16 protein-coding genes and 1 pseudogene are annotated in these 16,417 nt (G+C 54.2%); 11 read left to right on the forward strand and 6 right to left on the reverse strand.

Annotated features, from left to right (window positions below; translation table 11 throughout):
* Nucleotides 1-95: 95 nt before the first annotated feature.
* Together O77CONTIG1_RS08830 and O77CONTIG1_RS24365 are read right to left on the reverse strand one after the other, a co-directional pair.
* Nucleotides 96-515 carry a hypothetical protein gene (locus O77CONTIG1_RS08830; RefSeq protein ID WP_156435073.1) on the reverse strand — a complete coding sequence of 140 codons (420 nt, stop codon included), beginning with the start codon at nucleotides 513-515 and terminating at the stop codon, nucleotides 96-98.
* Nucleotides 430-810 carry a hypothetical protein gene (locus O77CONTIG1_RS24365; protein ID WP_156435074.1) on the reverse strand — a complete coding sequence of 127 codons (381 nt, stop codon included), beginning with the start codon at nucleotides 808-810 and terminating at the stop codon, nucleotides 430-432. The genes O77CONTIG1_RS08830 and O77CONTIG1_RS24365 overlap by 86 nt, the downstream gene beginning before the upstream one ends.
* A gap of 77 nt (nucleotides 811-887) precedes the next feature.
* Between O77CONTIG1_RS24365 and O77CONTIG1_RS24370 the strand changes: the two genes are divergently transcribed.
* From O77CONTIG1_RS24370 to O77CONTIG1_RS08845, 5 genes are all read left to right on the forward strand, one after another.
* On the forward strand, nucleotides 888-1,043 hold the full coding sequence (locus O77CONTIG1_RS24370) for a hypothetical protein (RefSeq protein WP_156435076.1): 156 nt from the start codon (nucleotides 888-890) through the stop codon (nucleotides 1,041-1,043).
* 344 nt (nucleotides 1,044-1,387) lie between these two features.
* Nucleotides 1,388-1,696 (forward strand): hypothetical protein, encoded by a 309-nt coding sequence (locus tag O77CONTIG1_RS24375; protein ID WP_156435078.1) that lies wholly within the window; start codon nucleotides 1,388-1,390, stop codon nucleotides 1,694-1,696.
* Between the two features lie 404 nt (nucleotides 1,697-2,100).
* A complete protein-coding gene (locus tag O77CONTIG1_RS08835) occupies nucleotides 2,101-4,743 on the forward strand; it encodes a C45 family autoproteolytic acyltransferase/hydolase (protein WP_068509859.1) in 2,643 nt (880 codons plus the stop codon).
* A 230-nt stretch (nucleotides 4,744-4,973) separates the two neighbouring features.
* Complete coding sequence (locus O77CONTIG1_RS08840; RefSeq protein ID WP_068516282.1) at nucleotides 4,974-5,504, forward strand: hypothetical protein; 531 nt, start codon at nucleotides 4,974-4,976, stop codon at nucleotides 5,502-5,504.
* 240 nt (nucleotides 5,505-5,744) lie between these two features.
* Nucleotides 5,745-6,116, forward strand: a complete 372-nt coding sequence (locus O77CONTIG1_RS08845) for a phage holin family protein (protein WP_068509860.1) — start codon at nucleotides 5,745-5,747, stop codon at nucleotides 6,114-6,116.
* Between the two features lie 41 nt (nucleotides 6,117-6,157).
* Here the strand turns inward: O77CONTIG1_RS08845 and O77CONTIG1_RS08850 are convergent, their stop codons facing one another.
* On the reverse strand, nucleotides 6,158-6,472 hold the full coding sequence (locus tag O77CONTIG1_RS08850) for a TMEM14 family protein (RefSeq protein ID WP_068509863.1): 315 nt from the start codon (nucleotides 6,470-6,472) through the stop codon (nucleotides 6,158-6,160).
* A 147-nt stretch (nucleotides 6,473-6,619) separates the two neighbouring features.
* Nucleotides 6,620-6,934 (reverse strand): DUF4090 family protein, encoded by a 315-nt coding sequence (locus tag O77CONTIG1_RS08855; protein WP_225894725.1) that lies wholly within the window; start codon nucleotides 6,932-6,934, stop codon nucleotides 6,620-6,622.
* Between the two features lie 275 nt (nucleotides 6,935-7,209).
* Between O77CONTIG1_RS08855 and O77CONTIG1_RS08860 the strand changes: the two genes are divergently transcribed.
* Together O77CONTIG1_RS08860 and gndA are read left to right on the forward strand one after the other, a co-directional pair.
* The gene (locus O77CONTIG1_RS08860) at nucleotides 7,210-9,099 is read left to right on the forward strand and encodes a CHASE4 domain-containing protein (protein ID WP_172799654.1); all 1,890 of its coding nucleotides are present in this window, start codon (nucleotides 7,210-7,212) and stop codon (nucleotides 9,097-9,099) included.
* 190 nt (nucleotides 9,100-9,289) lie between these two features.
* On the forward strand, nucleotides 9,290-10,726 hold the full coding sequence (gene gndA, locus O77CONTIG1_RS08865; RefSeq protein WP_068509868.1) for an NADP-dependent phosphogluconate dehydrogenase: 1,437 nt from the start codon (nucleotides 9,290-9,292) through the stop codon (nucleotides 10,724-10,726).
* A gap of 197 nt (nucleotides 10,727-10,923) precedes the next feature.
* On the opposite strand, the gene O77CONTIG1_RS08870 is transcribed toward gndA, so the two are convergent.
* Nucleotides 10,924-12,618, reverse strand: coding sequence for an NAD(P)H-quinone oxidoreductase subunit 4 (locus tag O77CONTIG1_RS08870; protein WP_068509870.1), 1,695 nt, complete (start codon nucleotides 12,616-12,618; stop codon nucleotides 10,924-10,926).
* A gap of 388 nt (nucleotides 12,619-13,006) precedes the next feature.
* Between O77CONTIG1_RS08870 and O77CONTIG1_RS08875 the strand changes: the two are divergent.
* The 4 genes and pseudogenes from O77CONTIG1_RS08875 to O77CONTIG1_RS08890 all read left to right on the forward strand — a co-directional run bounded on the left by O77CONTIG1_RS08875 (nucleotide 13,007) and on the right by O77CONTIG1_RS08890 (nucleotide 15,980).
* Nucleotides 13,007-14,255 (forward strand): annotated as a pseudogene (locus O77CONTIG1_RS08875) (IS256 family transposase).
* 296 nt (nucleotides 14,256-14,551) lie between these two features.
* The gene (locus O77CONTIG1_RS08880) at nucleotides 14,552-15,055 is read left to right on the forward strand and encodes a DUF948 domain-containing protein (RefSeq protein ID WP_068509872.1); all 504 of its coding nucleotides are present in this window, start codon (nucleotides 14,552-14,554) and stop codon (nucleotides 15,053-15,055) included.
* A 5-nt stretch (nucleotides 15,056-15,060) separates the two neighbouring features.
* Nucleotides 15,061-15,510: a hypothetical protein gene (locus O77CONTIG1_RS08885; RefSeq protein WP_068509873.1), complete on the forward strand. Its 450-nt coding sequence runs from the start codon at nucleotides 15,061-15,063 to the stop codon at nucleotides 15,508-15,510.
* Between the two features lie 128 nt (nucleotides 15,511-15,638).
* Nucleotides 15,639-15,980: a hypothetical protein gene (locus tag O77CONTIG1_RS08890; protein ID WP_068509875.1), complete on the forward strand. Its 342-nt coding sequence runs from the start codon at nucleotides 15,639-15,641 to the stop codon at nucleotides 15,978-15,980.
* A gap of 244 nt (nucleotides 15,981-16,224) precedes the next feature.
* On the opposite strand, the gene rpsU is transcribed toward O77CONTIG1_RS08890, so the two are convergent.
* Nucleotides 16,225-16,404 carry a 30S ribosomal protein S21 gene (rpsU, locus tag O77CONTIG1_RS08895; RefSeq protein ID WP_058881784.1) on the reverse strand — a complete coding sequence of 60 codons (180 nt, stop codon included), beginning with the start codon at nucleotides 16,402-16,404 and terminating at the stop codon, nucleotides 16,225-16,227.
* Between the last annotated feature and the right edge of the window lie 13 nt (nucleotides 16,405-16,417).

The following is a 16,417-nucleotide window of genomic DNA, read 5'->3' on the forward strand; positions in this document are numbered from 1 at the left end:
GATATGGAGCATCAGCCTATCATCATTTAAGTTTGTCGTCCCTACTTCAGCGGGCTGACTGAAGTCAGCACTACAAACAGTTTTCTAATCGTCCCTTAGTAAGGCGAGAAGGTGTAGACCAGGCCCAGCGTTGCGCCCACGTCAAAGCTGTCAAACAGCCCAAAATTGATGCCCGTCGTCAGCGCCAAAGAAGACGTGACGGGGATATCGAAACCGCCCGTCACCAGCAGGTCTACTTCGCTGTCGTCGCCAAAGGAGAAGGCAAGCCCTGCGCCAACGTAGGGAGCCAGCGTTGCGTATCCCGTCCGAATGGGTTCTAGGTCAAAGGTAACAGGCAGCAACACTTCTACGTCGTCTTCAATTAGCAGCCCTGGACGAATCGACAGCGTGCGGCCCAGGGCAAACTTGCTCAGGATGGCAAAGCTGGTGTTACCCAGCGCAGAGTCGCCGCCGATGCCCAGGTTTGCCCCCAGCGCCCAATGAAGCTGGGGGGTTGACGCGGGACCTGCGGCCAAGCGCATCAGCCGTGCCGCCGACCGCATCTTGCACATCGGCGATTGTGGGGACGACGCACACCACAGCCCGACGGGCGCTAAAGGTGTAGCCCAACCCCAGCAGGATGCCAAAGTCTACTTCATCGCCGAAGGGTGCAAGGTTGGCGGATGCCGTCGCCACCAGCGAACTGTTGATCGGAAAATCTAGCCCGCCCGTTAGCAGGAAGTCCACGTTGTTGTCGTCGCCCGTGGAAAAGGTGAGGCCCAGCCCCCGCAAAAGGGCGCAATGCCCCGCGCCTGGCCCCGGCAATGCCAAAGTCGTAGGTAACAGGAACAAGAACGCTCACATCGTCTTCGATCAGCAGGGCTGGGACGCAGGGAGAGGGTAGGGGATTGAGGGGCAATTTTGCTGAGGACGGCAAAGCTGGTGTCGCCGATGGCGGCATCGCCCGCAATGCCCAGGTTGACCCCTACACCGATGTAGCTGAAGACATAGCGGACTTCGCGGGGGGCCCGTTTGAGCAAATTTCGATGGGGGGCGGGAACTGAGAAGCCGGGATCGGGATAGGTCTGGATCAAGCTCTACATCGGTATTGGCGATCGCCCGATTGGTGGGCATCGGTTCCCAGATCTGCGGCAGTGCCCGTCGGAACCTCAATTTCGGCAGCTTCGATAGACCCCGACTGCGGCGCTCTCGACTAGGGGGAGTGACAGGTGCAGTAGTGAATTCGGTAATCGGTTCGGCAACAAGTCCTTCTTCTGGAGTAACTCCGCTTGCGGGTGCAGGAGAAACAGTCGTTTCAGTCCCAACTTTGACGGATTCCAGCCATTCGCCAGGCAGATTTTCGGCATCCAGCGAGCGATCAGGAGGAGTAGTTGAAAGTGCGGGAGTCATGCTATCAACCGGGGCGGCTGACTCAGTGGCGATCGCCCGAATGCCAGATTTACTGATCGATTCTGCGGCAACTGACTCTGTAGTAGTCGGTTCTACGGCGATCGCGGCCGCGGCGACGGCCACCTGTCCACCCACAATGACCGTAGACACTAGCACACTGCATGACAGCAATAGGCGCTGCCATCGACGGGTAGATTGCAGATCGGGTTGCATATACTCACTCCTCAGAAGACTTTCCTCAACACTGGATGCGATCGCCGCACGACTCAAAGGCGCATTGGCAGGTAAACCAGCGGAAATCTACTAATGGCAATAAACCACATTATGAATTGTGGAAGAAATACACCTGAAGTCAGGAAGTATTGCAAAGAATGGCTCAGCCTTGCGATAGAAATAGCCGGAGGTCAGCCAATTTGCGCCTTTTTTGGGCTGCTGCTTTCAAGCATCGCTTCTCGCAGAATTTTACAAGGTGATACATATCTTCGCCAGATGTGCTCGATACTTTACTGACAAATTTCACTTACACTACGGATGTTTTGACGAGCAATCTCAAGGGCGATGCTCGCATGGAGATAGACCCTTTTGAGGATTACGTTTAGGAATTTGGTTTAAGAATTGAGAGCCAAAATCGACTGACCCAGGTCGCAAATTTCAAGTTCAAAGGTCTGCATTTGAATTCTTAATTGAGTCGATTGAGAGATTGAGATACTTATGGGGTATAACTTTCGTGGTTTTCGAGGGGTGAGAGAAGGGGCGATCGCCCAGTTCTTGCCACTGCGGCGGATGTTTCATCGTCCTTCTGTGAAATTAGGCGTAGGACTGGGCGTGGGGCTGCTGCTGAGCCTACTGCTCAACCTGCTGATGATTCATCGCGTCAGCGCCGCCCAAACGGTGATTCTCCAGTTTCGAGATCAGCGGCTGTCGGTTCCCTATGCCGAACTCGCCACCTTCGCAACGCAGAAAACCCTGTCCGAGCCGACTCAAGCGTTTCTAACTGCGGCAGATATCGACCCAGAAGATCTGCACCGCTGGCTAACGCGAGAGACGGCGATCGCCAACCTGGATGCCTTGCCAGAACGCAGCTTCATCTTCCTCCAGGTCAACAAAACCCTGGGCGACCCCCTCGGCAGCGAACGGCTCAACGACGTTGAAACGGCCTTTCGTCGCGCTCTGCGAAACGACGGTCAGTTCTCGGTGCTGGAGCTGCTGCAATACTATCCCCAGCCCGCCGTGCGGATGGAAGTGGGACGGCTGGAACAAGCCTACACAGACACAGAGCTGGTGGTGGATCGGCTGCTGCCCGTGCTGCGGGTGGTGGAGGCGGTGCTGCCGGAGATAGTGTGTGACTGCAATGCAGACCGCGCAACGACCCAAGCCAGGGCCCAGGTAGAGAGGGCGTTTGCTAATTTGAACAGGGCGATCGCCCCGTCAAAATCGGCCGAGCCGGATGCAAAACGGGTTGCTGCTCTGGCTGCTGCTCCTGCCGCTGCGCCCCAGTCTAGGGCGGCTACCGTTCAACTGGCTCAAGCTGCGCCGCCGCTGCCCAACTATGCCAATCGGCGGCTGGTGATTGCGCTGGGGCCGCTGCGCCCGTCGATTAGCATTGGCGACCTCACCACCTTTGCCGAAACGGGCTATCTTTCGCCGGGCTGGCGGTCGATGCTGCGAATTGCCAGGATTGCCCCCGATGAACTGCGGCAGGCGCTCAGCCACAAAGTTGCTGCCAGCGCCACAGACCTGGATGAAGACCTGAATTCTCTGCTGGGTGAATACGTGCTGTTCAAGATTGGCGACGTGATTCAAACCCCGTCCGACCGCGCCAATATCCAGGCGTTGCGGTCTATGCTGGTGCTGTCGGCTGCTGGCGATAATCAGTTCACCCTGCTGGAGCTGTTGCAGCGCTACCCGACCTCGCAAATTGTGCTAAACGGGGGACGGCTGATTCGCATTAGCAAGCTCGTTCAGCGGGCGATTTCCGAATCAGAAACTTCGGAAGGGGCGATCGCCTTCGAGTCGTGGCTGCTGAATCTGCAAGCTTCGGCCGCAGAAATCGTCTGCGATTGCGACACGGCAGCGCCAAATCCATCCGTACCCGAAGTGGCGATCGCCCCCGAAAAAGTTGCCGCCTTTTTGCCCGCCAACTGGCAGCCCGTCCCTGCCCATCGGGAAGAGCGCGGCTTAATCAAAATCGTCTGGCTGGCAGGAACTCCCTACGACATGGGCTATCAGCACGGCTCTCTACTGCATGATGAAATCGCCAGCATTGGGGAGCGTCCGCTGCGGATTGCTCGGCTGGCGGGCGTAGGTCTGGGACTGGGGCGACTGGCCAAAAACCGAGCCTTTCCAGAACTACTGGAAGAATGTCGGGGCATGGCCGATGCGGCCAGCGATATCGGCATGGATACGGACGTTTGCATGATGATGTCCTATGCCGATGTGTTTCAAGAAATTCTCGGCTACACGCTGCCGCGAGAACTGTTTTGGGAAGGCTGTAACCAATTTGTGGCAACCAACGCCGCCACGAAAGACGGCTATCTCTATCACGGCAGCAGCGTTGACAACGATAAGAAACCCGTCGATTATGTCGTTTACAATCCGGTGCTGTTTGTGCGCCAGCCAGACAACGGCTTGCCCCATGTATTTGTCACCTATCCAGGGGTCATCTGGCCCAATTCTGGGCTAAACATAGCAGGGATTTCGTTGGGATTGGATACTGCCCACGCCGCCGACACTCGCGAACTGAGGCTGGAGGGTCGCAGCAATGTGCAAATCATGGGGCAAATCTTGAAAACGGCGACCAGCTTTGCTGAAGCCCGCAGCCTCATGGAAACCCAGCCTCGTGTGCGGGGCAATATTATCATGATTACCGATGGCAAGTCGCGGGAGGCGGGCGTGTTTGAGTTTACGGGGCAGCATCTGGGCGTGCGTCCCCTCCAGGACAATGGCGTGCTTTACACGACCAATCACTTTGTTTTGCCGGAGATGTTTGAGCGGCAGCCCTTGCCAATCAATATTTCCAGCGATCGCCGCTTTAGACGACTGGCGCAGCTTTTAGAGCCAGATGGCATTAGCTCTCGCTATGGCGAAATCGATCCGACTGGGGTGGCAGAAATTTTGCGCGATCGCACTCATCCCGACACGATGGAAGCCAGCCCCTTCAATCTGTTTGACGACGATGCCAGTCCTGGCGGCAACGGCGCATTGCGGCAGGCCATCTTCGACCCCATGCGGCTCAAGGTTTGGATCGCGGCAGGCGATCCGCCAGTGCCCCAAAATCCGTTTCGCTGTTTTGCGGTTGGGCAACTGCTAGGATTTCCCGACGCGGCGGGCTGCAACGCACCGAGCATCCCGTAGACTGGAGCCTTGCCAGCGGCTTTGCGCTGCCTAAAAAATTGCAACCGCGAATGTACGCAGGAAACCTACACAAACAGCAGGGTTTTCCAGTATCCTGCTTTAATGCATACGGAAATTACTGAGATCTTTAAAGACTCCTGCTGGTGTGGTTGGATTTATCCTCAGAAAACAGGTTGTTTTGCAGTTGGTTTTCTGGGGCGCAGCTAGAGGAAACGTTTGAGGAAACAATTATGGTGCAACAATATTTTTCAGAAGAGGAGTGGGCTGTTTTAACGCAAGCGCCTATGCAGGCAATTATTGCGCTGACGCTGGCCGACAAGACCGATCCCGTCTCTTTTATGAAAGAAGTACAGGCGGGTGTTCAGACTCTCGCTGCTGAGCAGCAGCGTCAGGATCTGCCGCCCGATGGGCTGGTCAATTCAGTGGTCTCAGCACTCAACGAATTGGATCTGGCCGACGGCACTCCGGCTGATTCGCTACTGCTGAAGAAGGAGTTTCAAATTCTCCGCTATATTCGTGATTTGAAAAACGCATCCGAAGGACGAAATGCGGCGATCGCCCATTTTGATAAAGTCAAAGCGGTGCTGGACTCTAAGGTGACGGGTGTGCAGGCGAATGAGTACAAAGACTGGCTATTGGCGATCGCCATCAAAGTTGCCGAAGCTGTAAAAGAGGGTGGCTTTCTGGGCATCGGCGGTGAGAAGATCAGCGAAGCCGAAGCCTCGGTACTTCGCAAGCTAGAAGATGCGTTAAAGTCTTAATTCTTTACCAATTGAGGCGCTAAATTGGTGAGATTATTGGCATAGCATACGACAAGTTTCAGCTAGAAAAAAGGCTCGTTTTGCAAATTCTCTAAAGCTGAAAGATTGCAGGCAACCACCTGTTTTTGAGACAACTTTAATCAAGTGAGCTTTGATTGTTCGGTTCCACTTTGTCTCTTGAGTTGATTTCTGACCTTCTGATTTAATGAGTCTCTGGACAGTAGATTTGTAGGAGTGATTATGATTGGACTTTTAATTTCAATTTTGGTGCTGGCAATCAGCCTGCTGATTATTTCTAAGCTGCCTTTGGGTATTGATATTGATAACCCTGGTGCTGCCCTATTTGCAGGGGCGATTATCGGACTGCTCAATGGCATCTGGTATGCGTTTCCGCAGTTTATTCGCACGGCTTCCTGGCTGTTCACGCTGGGCATTGTGCCGCTGCTGGGTTCGGTGATTGTGTTTGGTCTGGCAGCGCTGCTGACTCAGGGCTTTCGCTTGCGCTGGGGCATTGGTAGCGCCATTCTGGGGGCGATCGCCCTGGCCATTGTCAGCTCCATTTTGAACTCAATCCTGGCGGCAACGGGTCTGCTGCCTGCGGGTGCGGTGTAGGTTATCCCGGTTCAGTCGGTTTCACGACGCGATAAAGCCCGTCACAAGATAAAGCCAATCACCAATAGCGATGCCAGTCCTGCCACGATCATCAGCAGGGCTGGCATTGGCTTTCGGGTTTTCATCCAGCGCATAATAAAAACGACCACCAGTGCCCCAGTGATCAGCGCGGCCAAACCCCGCGCCCAGGGTATGCCCGCCGCCTGCAAGATTCCTGACAAAAGGAGCAGCACACCGCTGATGCCGCCGGAGATGAGCGAGGCCTGGCTGCCCGCCTGTCGATAGCCAAGGATGCCGCCAACCAGCGTCAGGAAGCCATAGGCGATCGCCGCAATTGCGCTGGGAGTAAGCACCATTGGGAAAATTCATCTCTAAAAAACTCTGGCGAGCAATAAGCGGCTGGCGATCGCACGCTCCCCAGCTCGATCTCCAGCTGCTTACTGCCTGCTTAACAGTATTACAGCGTTTGGTGACAAATCCCTGCGGTCTGTAACGCTTGTTTATTATGATTTGCCGCCATAAAAGAAAGCAATTTCTTTATCTTTCAGTGGGGCAAAGTCGGCCGCGATTAGCATTTGGTTTAACTCTTCCTGGGGAATATGCTTTGCGCCAATGCGGACAATGCGCGATCGCATCGTATTGCTCACGCCGCTGCGCTGCCGCCCCGCTTCCAGCCCCATGACTCGGTTGTATAACTCAAGCTTTGGCTGAGGAATGGGCGACCCGTCAAAATCAATGCCACGGGCGATCGCCTCGTCTACCGCGTCAGCCCCCGCATGATGAGACGTTTCTGAATTGCACATTTCCGGGCTAGCCATAGAAAAGGATGTAGTTTTGGTTATCTGTAGGCATTTTATCAACCGATGTCGCCCATTCTAAGCAGACTGGGCACTCTGAGCTTAAGGAATTCAGAGAAAGTCCGAAGAACCACCGAAGCAGAACCTTAGACTTGTGCTGCGTTTCGGTCGGCAGTTCTGCCTTGCCATGAGTTCGCCGCTTCTCGATTTAGCCCCCACGGGATTTAGAAACCTTGCTCCGCTGTTTCTCAAGCCGCCCCTTATACATGCGAGTTCCGCTTCCAGTTAGCATTTTCTTGGCTCTCGGAGGAATAACCACTCTGCTGTTTGTCAGTTCATCGACAATTCTCCTCAACAGCGCCCGCCAGGTTGAAAAACTATCCCTCACCAGAAACCTAAACCAAGTCGAGCAAGCGCTTCAAAATCAAGTCAACATTCTTGGCAATGCTGCGACAGACTATGCGACTTGGGACGATACCTACGCCTATGCCCAGGGTCAAAAGCCAGGTTATGTTAGCAATTCGATTGGCGATGTGACTTTTACATCGACCCAAGCGGACTGGCTGGCGATCGCCCGCGACTCCCAAACACTGCTCTACAGCGCCACCTACGACTATTCCAGCGGACAAATTACCAGCCCTGCCGACGAAGTCTTTGAGGATGCGTTGCTTGCGCTGCCCAAGTTGCTTCAGGCAGGACGCGAGCCGTTAAATCCTCAGGGTGTAGTATTGATTTCTGGCCAGCTAACGCTGCTCGTCAGCCGCCCCATCCTAAGAAGCAATGGCAGCGGCCCGGCTGTAGGCAGCTTCATTTTTGGACAAACACTGGATGCCGATAAGCTTGCCAAGCTCTCCAAATCGACTCAACTGTCGCTATCGCTGCATTCACTGACACCAGCCTCCACAGCCCATCAGCAAGTTCTGGCTCGGCTCAAGGCAGGCGAGCCAGAGATCATCATGCCCCTGACGAATCGCGAAATCGCTGCCTACCGACTCATCTACGACTTGCACCGTCGGCCTGCAATGCTGCTGCGGATCGATGCGCCCCGCCCCGTGTATCAACAAATGCTGCTGGGCCTGCGCTATCTGGCCCTGTCGCTGCTAGTGGCAAGCACAGTGTCGGGACTCATTATCTGGCGACTGCTAGAGCGATCGCTCCAATATCTGCGCGAGCGCGATCACATCCAGCAAGTCCTCCAGCAAGAAGCCGCCCTGCGTCAATCGGAACTGCGCTATCGCGAAAAAGCCGAAGAACTCGAACTCACCCTCCAAGCATTGCGAGAAACCCAGGCCCAACTGCTCCACAGCGAAAAAATGTCCAGTCTGGGGCAACTCGTCGCAGGCATCGCCCACGAAATCAACAATCCCATCAGCTTCATCTACGGCAACGTCACCCATGCCCGCCAATACGCTCAATCCCTACTCGACCTCATCGCGCTCTATCAGCAGCACCTTCCCCACCTTCCACAGCCTATCCAAGACGCGCAAGCCAGCCTAGACCTGCCGTTCATCACTGCCGACCTGCCCAAACTCCTCAATTCAATGCGGGTCGGAGCTGAGCGCATCCGCACCATCGTCCTCTCACTCCGCACCTTTTCCCATATGGACGAAGAGGGGCTAAAACGAGTCGAAATTCATCACGGCATTGATAGCACGCTGCTGATCTTGCAGCACCGGCTTCAGACTTCTGCTAACGGCACTGCCATTCAAGTCATAACCGACTATGGCAATCTACCGCCTGTAGAGTGCTACCCCAGCCAACTCAACCAGGTGTTTCTGAACATCCTCAACAACGCCATCGATGCTCTCCAGTCCCCCCATGCTCCCAACGGATTCCTGGCAGATTCCTCTCCTTTCCTGATCCATATCCAGACTCGGTATCTGGAAAACGAAGAGGGAAAAAACAGCAAAGAGGGAAAAGGGGGCGATCGCACCGACGGGCAGATCCAAATCTGCATCGCTAACAACGGCCCCGCCATCCCCGAAGATCTAAAACCCCGCCTGTTCGATCCCTTCTTCACCACCAAGCCCGTCGGACAGGGCACAGGTCTCGGACTCACCGTGTGCTACCAAATCATCGTCGAAACCCACCACGGCATCCTCCGCTGCAATTCTGTCCCAGGACACCACACCGAATTCATCATCCAAATTCCTGTATCCCAGACAACCAAACGCTTTAAGGCATAAAGAAAATCTTTGATGAACTGCCCTTTTTGAAAAACTTGTCTACTCTGATAAAGAGCAGACAGTCCCAAAATCTACTGAGAAATCTACTGAAAGCCTTAGGGTTATGTAGGCCGTGCCTGTATCCGTCCTCTATAAGGCAATTTGGAATTTGGTTCGGCGTTGTCCAGCAGTAAGCAAATAGGCAGAATCTATGGCACAGAGCTTTGGTCTCATTGGTTTGGCCGTGATGGGCGAAAACCTTGCACTCAACATCGAGCGCAACGGCTACTCAATGGCGGTTTACAACCGCACTGGTTCGGTTACAGAAGAATTCATGAGAACGCGGGCCGTAGGGAAAAACTTTGTCGCCTCCTACACCCTGCCTGAGTTTGTGCAGTCCCTGGAGCGCCCCCGCAAAATCCTGATCATGGTCAAGGCAGGCGGCCCGGTGGATGCCGTGATCGAACAGCTAAAGCCCCTGCTCGAACCCGGCGACATGATCATCGACGGCGGCAACTCGCTCTACGAAGACACCGAGCGCCGCGTCAAGGATCTGGAATCTACCGGGCTACGCTTTATTGGCATGGGCGTGAGCGGCGGCGAAGAAGGCGCGCTCAACGGGCCGAGCCTCATGCCCGGTGGCACCGAAGCTGCCTACCGCGAAATCGAACCCATCGTTACCAAAATTGCCGCCCAAGTAGACGACGGCCCCTGCGTCACCTACATTGGCCCCGGCGGATCTGGGCATTACGTCAAGATGGTTCACAACGGCATTGAATATGGGGATATGCAGCTCATTGCCGAAGCCTACGACCTGCTGAAAAATGCAGGCGGACTGACCAACGAGCAACTCCACGCTGCTTTTGCCGAGTGGAACACCACCGACGAACTCAACTCGTTCTTGATCGAAATTACTGCCGACATCTTCCAGAAAATCGACCCCGATACGGGCAAGCATTTGGTCGATTTCATCCTCGACGCTGCCGGACAAAAAGGCACGGGTCGCTGGACGGTGATGAGTGCGCTGGAACTGGGTGTCAGCATTCCCACCATCATCGCAGCGGTGAATGCCCGCATCATTTCTTCCATCAAAGAAGAGCGGGTTGCTGCATCAAAAGAACTGACGGGCCCCAGCGGACTATATGAAGGCGACCAGCAAGTCTTTACCAACATGGTGCGCGATGCACTTTATTGCTCCAAGATCTGTTCCTACGCACAGGGTATGGCGCTCCTAGGCAAGGCTTCGCAAGAGTTTAATTACAACCTCAATCTGGGTGAAATAGCCCGCATCTGGAAGGGTGGCTGCATTATCCGCGCAGGCTTTTTGAACAAAATCAAAAAAGCCTACGATGAGAACCCCGCACTGCCTAACCTGCTACTGGCTCCAGAGTTTAAGCAGACGATCCTGGATCGGCAGGCAGCCTGGCGCGAAGTGATCATGACCGCTGCCAAAGTCGGCATTCCTGTGCCTGCTTTCAGCGCCTCGCTGGACTATTTCGACAGCTACCGCCGCGCCACCCTGCCGCAAAACCTCACCCAGGCTCAGCGCGACTACTTTGGAGCACATACCTACCAGCGCATCGACAAAGCAGGCACGTTCCACACCGAATGGGCCCCCGAAGCGCCTGCTCTGGCTAGCGTCAGCTAAGGGTTAGAAGCGCTTTTCCTGCAAGAAACCGCCGCTTGGGTTGCCAGGCGACGGTTTTTTAGTTCTCAAAATTTTGAGACTTGTGGCACAGTAATTCAGACACTCGTAGCAGTCAGGATTACTAGAAACCCTGGAAGTTTTGACCAGGCTAACTTTCGTCCCTAATCTCTGACTTCTGCCATCCAGCCATCCAGCAACTATTCCACCACACCCAGAACAGGGGTTTTGGCACTGGAAACAACTCCATTGAGCAATCCGCCCGCATAAGTTGAGGAATGCGTGAGCGCAAACTGCTGGTAGGATGTTTGCATTTGAGCATTCACGGCAACGGTCTTGGCATCATACATCTGCATGGCAGGTCTTGGATACAGCCCGATGGCCACAATCAGCGCCAAGAAGCAGACAGCGATGAACAATTCTCGCGGCTTGGCATCCTCGAACTTGGCATCTGCTGGCAGGACGCAGTTGGTTCCAAAACAGGCAGCCTGCTCGTTGCCCTGGCGCTTCAGTTCAAAATCGCCCAGGTCACAGGACGGAATTACGTCGCACATTAGCTCAGCGCTCGTGCCGAAGAAGACCTGACGCAGCATTGACAGCAAATAGATTGGCGTAAGGATTAGGCCAACTGCGGAGAGAAACACTGTTACCGTGCGGAAGGTAGAACCGTAGACATCGCTCGTCGTCATGCCCATGAACACAGCGATTTCTCCAGCAAATCCGCTCATTCCGGGCAGTGCCAGTGAGGCCATTGCGCCAGCCGTGAATAGGGCAAATACGCGAGGCATCACCTGGCCGATACCGCCCATCTTGTCCATCATCATGGTGTGGGTGCGGTCGTAGGTTACGCCAGCTAGGAAGAACAGCATCGAAGCAATCAGCCCGTGGGAAATCATTTGCAGCATTGCGCCGCTGACGCCGATATCGGTGAAGGAGGCAATGCCCAGCAGTACAAAGCCCATATGGGAAATGGAGGAGTAGGCGAGGCGACGCTTCATGTTTGTCTGCCCGAAGGAATTCAGCGCACCGTATACGATGTTGACCGCACCGAGAATTGCTATAACCGGGGCAAAATAGACATGGGCATTGGGCAGCAGCTCCATATTCAGGCGGATCAGCCCGTAGCCGCCCATCTTTAGCAGCACGCCTGCCAGAATCATCGATACCGGGGAAGAGGCTTCGCCGTGAGCATCGGGGAGCCAAGTGTGCATCGGGAAGACCGCCAGCTTAACGCCGAAGGAGATTAGCAGCCCTGCGTAGAGCAGCAGTTCCATTGGCAGGGAGAAGTCCTTGAGGCGGAGGGCGGCAATGTCAAACGTAGTGGTGACACCAGAGAAGGCCATCGCCAGACCCGCAACGAGGATGAAGATAGAGGCGATCGCCGTGTACATTAGAAACTTCGTCGCCGCGTACCGACGGTTTTGCCCACCCCAGATGCACACCAGCAGATACACCGGAACCAGCTCTACTTCCCACATGATGAAAAACAGCAGGAGATCCTGAGCCACAAAAACGCCTACCTGCGCCGCGTACAGCACCAGCATTAGGGCATAAAACAAGCGCGGTCGCCGATCGACACCCCAAGCGGCAAACATTGACAGCGTGGTGACAAAGCCAGCCAATAGCACCAGCGGAACCGACAGACCATCGACCGAAACCGTCCAGCTTAGCCCAAGCTGCGACATCCACCCGAAGGTTTCCACCATCTGAAAGTCGGCAATGGTGGGGTCATAATGAGTCCAGAAGGCGAAACACATGAGTACAAAGTCCGCCAACCCCACAGCCAGGGCATACCAGCGGACGACTCTGCCGCCTTTGTCGGGCAGCAGTGGAATCAGGAGCGCAGCCGCCAGGGGCAGTAGAACGATGGTGGTTAACCAGGGAAAGTCGGTCATGGCGATGAAGCGAATGTGATGAGAATAAATACCTATTGGTCTTGTAAAGTTATCTTACTAAACTTTTAGACCTGCACCTGCCTAATTTTTCAAGAAGAATCAGTATTAGATTTTGGGTCAACCTTAGAGAGAACTCTAGGTTTTGGTCAGAGCTGGGGAATTTCTCTCTCAAAACATTCCTCACCCCAAGATTCCCCTATTGTCTTCAAATGCCCCAAATGGGATGGAATTCAGACAGAGAGAGCCTATTTCATAAAGCTTTTATGTAAAGCTAGGGCAGTTGCCCCCTGTTTTGGGCATCCTGAATCAAGATCAGGAAAGATAGTGAGAGACTGTAAATTATTTTGTGTAAGCGGTCAAAATTAGTTCAAACATCAGGAGACCGCCCATGCCTCGCCGTCGTCGCCCCCAAGATAAAGTAGACCACCTGCTGGATGAGCTGCTTGCCGATTACTCCACCCCGAGCAAATCCTGGGAGAACAAGGACTGCTCAAACAACTGACCAAACGACTGGTGGAACGAGCACTGCAAGCAGAATTGAGCCATCACCTGGAAACCGAAGTCCAAGCTCCGCCTCCTGAAGAAACCAGTTCCAGCAAGCGTCGCAATAGTCGTAACGGGTACTCCTCTAAAACCGTCAAAGCAGACTGTGGAGAATTGGCACTCTCGATTCCCCGCGACCGTAACAGCACCTTTGAGCCGATTTTGGTGCCCAAAGGAGAGCGACGCTTGAGTGGGCTGGATGACAAAATCATGGCAATGTATGCCCGAGGCTTGAGCACTCGAGATATTCAAGCGCAACTGGAGGAACTCTATGGGGTGGAGGTTTCTCCCACGTTGATTAGCCAAGTCACCGATGCGGTCAGTGACGAGGTGCGTCAGTGGCAGAACCGCCCGCTGGCTAAGCTGTATCCGATTGTTTACCTCGATGCCATTCACGTTCATGTGCGAGAAGACGGGCGGGTGAGCAATCATGCCGTTTACGTTGTCTTAGGTGTAACGCTTGACGGGATTAAGGAAGTCCTAGGGCTATGGATGTCTGCCAATGAAGGGGCAAAGTTTTGGCTCAAAGTGCTGACCGACCTCAAGAATCGCGGCGTAGAAGACATTTTCATCGCCTGTGTAGATGGACTCAAAGGCTTCCCCGATGCGATTGCAGCGGTCTTTCCCAAAACACGAGTGCAGTTGTGTATCGTGCATCTGATTCGCAACTCTTTGCGCTATGTGCCCTGGGGCAGCCAAGCCGAAGTCATTGCCGACCTCAAGCCGATTTATCAAGCGGCCACGGTAGAGGAGGCTGAGACCGCACTAGAAAACTTCGCTGATAAGTGGGACAGGCTCTATCCCACGATTTCCCAGATCTGGTTGCGTCACTGGAACAACATCATCCCCTTCTTTGACTATCCACCAGACATTCGCAAAGTGATTTACACCACCAATGCAATCGAGTCGCTCAATCGCTCGTTGCGTAAGGTGCTCAAGACAAAGGGATGCTTCCCCAATGAGGAATCGGTCTACAAGCTGCTCTACTTGGCGCTTAACAATATTGCCAAAAATGGACGATGCCGATCCGCGATTGGAAAGCAGCACTCATGCGTTTTGCCATTGAGTTCCCCGATCGCTTTCCTCAGTTCTAAGCCTTACACAAAAAAATTGACACTCTCGATAGTGAACCTCCGAGCTATGGCTTCTTCTGACTCTTCTAACCAAGTCAGGACTTACGCATTTGCGATAGGCTCTTTGGGTTTTGGACAATTTCTCACGGGCTGCGCCCGCTAGAAATTGTCCAACTGCGTAAGTCCTACAAGTTTCGTCCCAAGTTTCGTCTGAGCAGGCTGCTAGCCGCACGCCTGACCGCTTTCGCCCGGCGACCGATTTCCCCAGAGACGTTTCCCAACTTCAGCGGGCAGAGCTAGAGCGCACCTACCTGGAAATGCGAGAGTGCCTGATTTTTACAAACCGCAGCCGGGGGCAACTGCTTCGCCGCAACGAGGAGCATAAGCAAACGTCGCTGCAACTCAGAGCAGATGTTGCCAAACTGCAAGTGTCTATCCAGAAGCTGGCGCAGGAAAAACAGCAGCTTGCCGCTTCGAGCCAGGAGTTGCTGCAAGGGATGGAGCAAGAACTAATGGCGATGGGCAGTCGCTTGGAAACGCTGTCGTCTGCCTTCGATGCGGTGGCGGATGTAGAAACGGTAGATCGGATGCAGTGGAGCTTTTTGACGCTGCCCCAGCGGTTTCTAAACTTTCTGAATGCGGTTCGCAGCATCGTGTCCTGGTGGCGCGAGGAGCAGGGCATTGAACCCACGCCGCCGCAGCCTGCGCTGCCTTCTACGGAGCGAAAGCTAACGCCCGAAGAGGAGGCAGAGGATCGACGGGAGAATCCACAGAAATATAGCGATACGGCTTCAGTACAGAAATCGCTCCTTGATCGATAACTCTCATGGGCAAGAAGCGCATCAACCAACTGCTGAATCAGCTTAAGGAAAACCAGCAGGCCGAACTCCGCAACGCCGCTGCGATTTACACCGTGGCGCAAGTTGCAGTGAATGAACTGGAGGCGATCGCCACTGCTGATTTGCCCAAGCCAGAACGGGCGATTCCCGCAGGGATCGCTTCGCGAATCGCCCCTACGACTCCAGCGCCCGCTTTGCCTGCGGCCGTGCCGACCCAGCTCACTCAGGCAGAACTGCTGCAACGCTACGGTTCTTACAACGGCTGTCGCAGCGCGGCCAAAAAGTTGGGCATTCATTTTCCTAAAAACCCTAGCTGGCCCCAACTGATCGCTGCCTTTTCCTATATCGCTGCATTTCGCCAACTAATTCACGACTACGCGCAACAGCAGGAGATTCGCAATCTTTCTGGTGTCCGGTTCACAGTTACGTTGGAATAAGCCAGAGCAACCCAGATGAGAACTCTGTGTATGTATAAAGTAAACCCTTCACCCTAGTAGCTATCCGGATTTCTGCGGTTCGCATTTGTTTCTCTCTATATCGAGTCGCTGAGGCAGACAGGCAGAAAATGGACAGATTAATCGTAAAGCTGATTGGGCTGGCACTTTTAGTAGGCGGAATCTACTTCTTGGGCAAGAACGTGTTTTTTGCAACTAGCCTGGCCTTTTATTGGCGCAATCTCCCAGCCACGGGTTCGCTGCTTTGCCTAATGGGTGGTGTAGCGTCGCTGATTTTCTTTCCTCGGCAAACTGGGAGTTTAGGCTGGGGTCTGCTGGCCGTGGGCATTTTGCTGGTCTTTTTCAGCGGGGGTGCATACTTGTTGCCGACCAGCCTATGGCATTTTGTGGTGTCTTTTGGGGCGATCGCCGCTGGTTTCAAGCTCTTCACCGAGGAGCGTGTCCGGTTTTAGCATTCCTGTCTTTCGGGGCCAATCGAGGTTCAGCCATCGCTAACTCAGCGAAAAAACAGGCAAAAAACAGCAGTGGGGCAAGAAACTAGCTTTCTCACCCCACTGCTTAAAATTTATGTCCCATGCGTACATCACATGTACACATGAAGTATCAGACTAAGTCTCAGCCTTAAACCTGCGATGCAAAGACTTGCTGCAAAGACATATCGAGGCTTAACACTAAACTCGTAGCTGATGCCCAAACCTAGCGGAAACGGCGCTTCCGACGAGCCATAATCGCCTTGCGCTTGCGCTTTTCCAGAGGAGTCTCGAAGTGACGGTGGCTCTTCACATCGGCCAAGATCCCCGCCTTGGAAACCTGACGCTTGAACCGTCGCAGTGCCGACTCAATCCCTTCGTTTTCTCCTAAGACCACCTGGGTCATGCAAAACACTCCT

The sequence above is a fragment of the Leptolyngbya sp. O-77 genome, from assembly GCF_001548395.1.
GTDB lineage: Bacteria > Cyanobacteriota > Cyanobacteriia > Elainellales > Elainellaceae > Thermoleptolyngbya.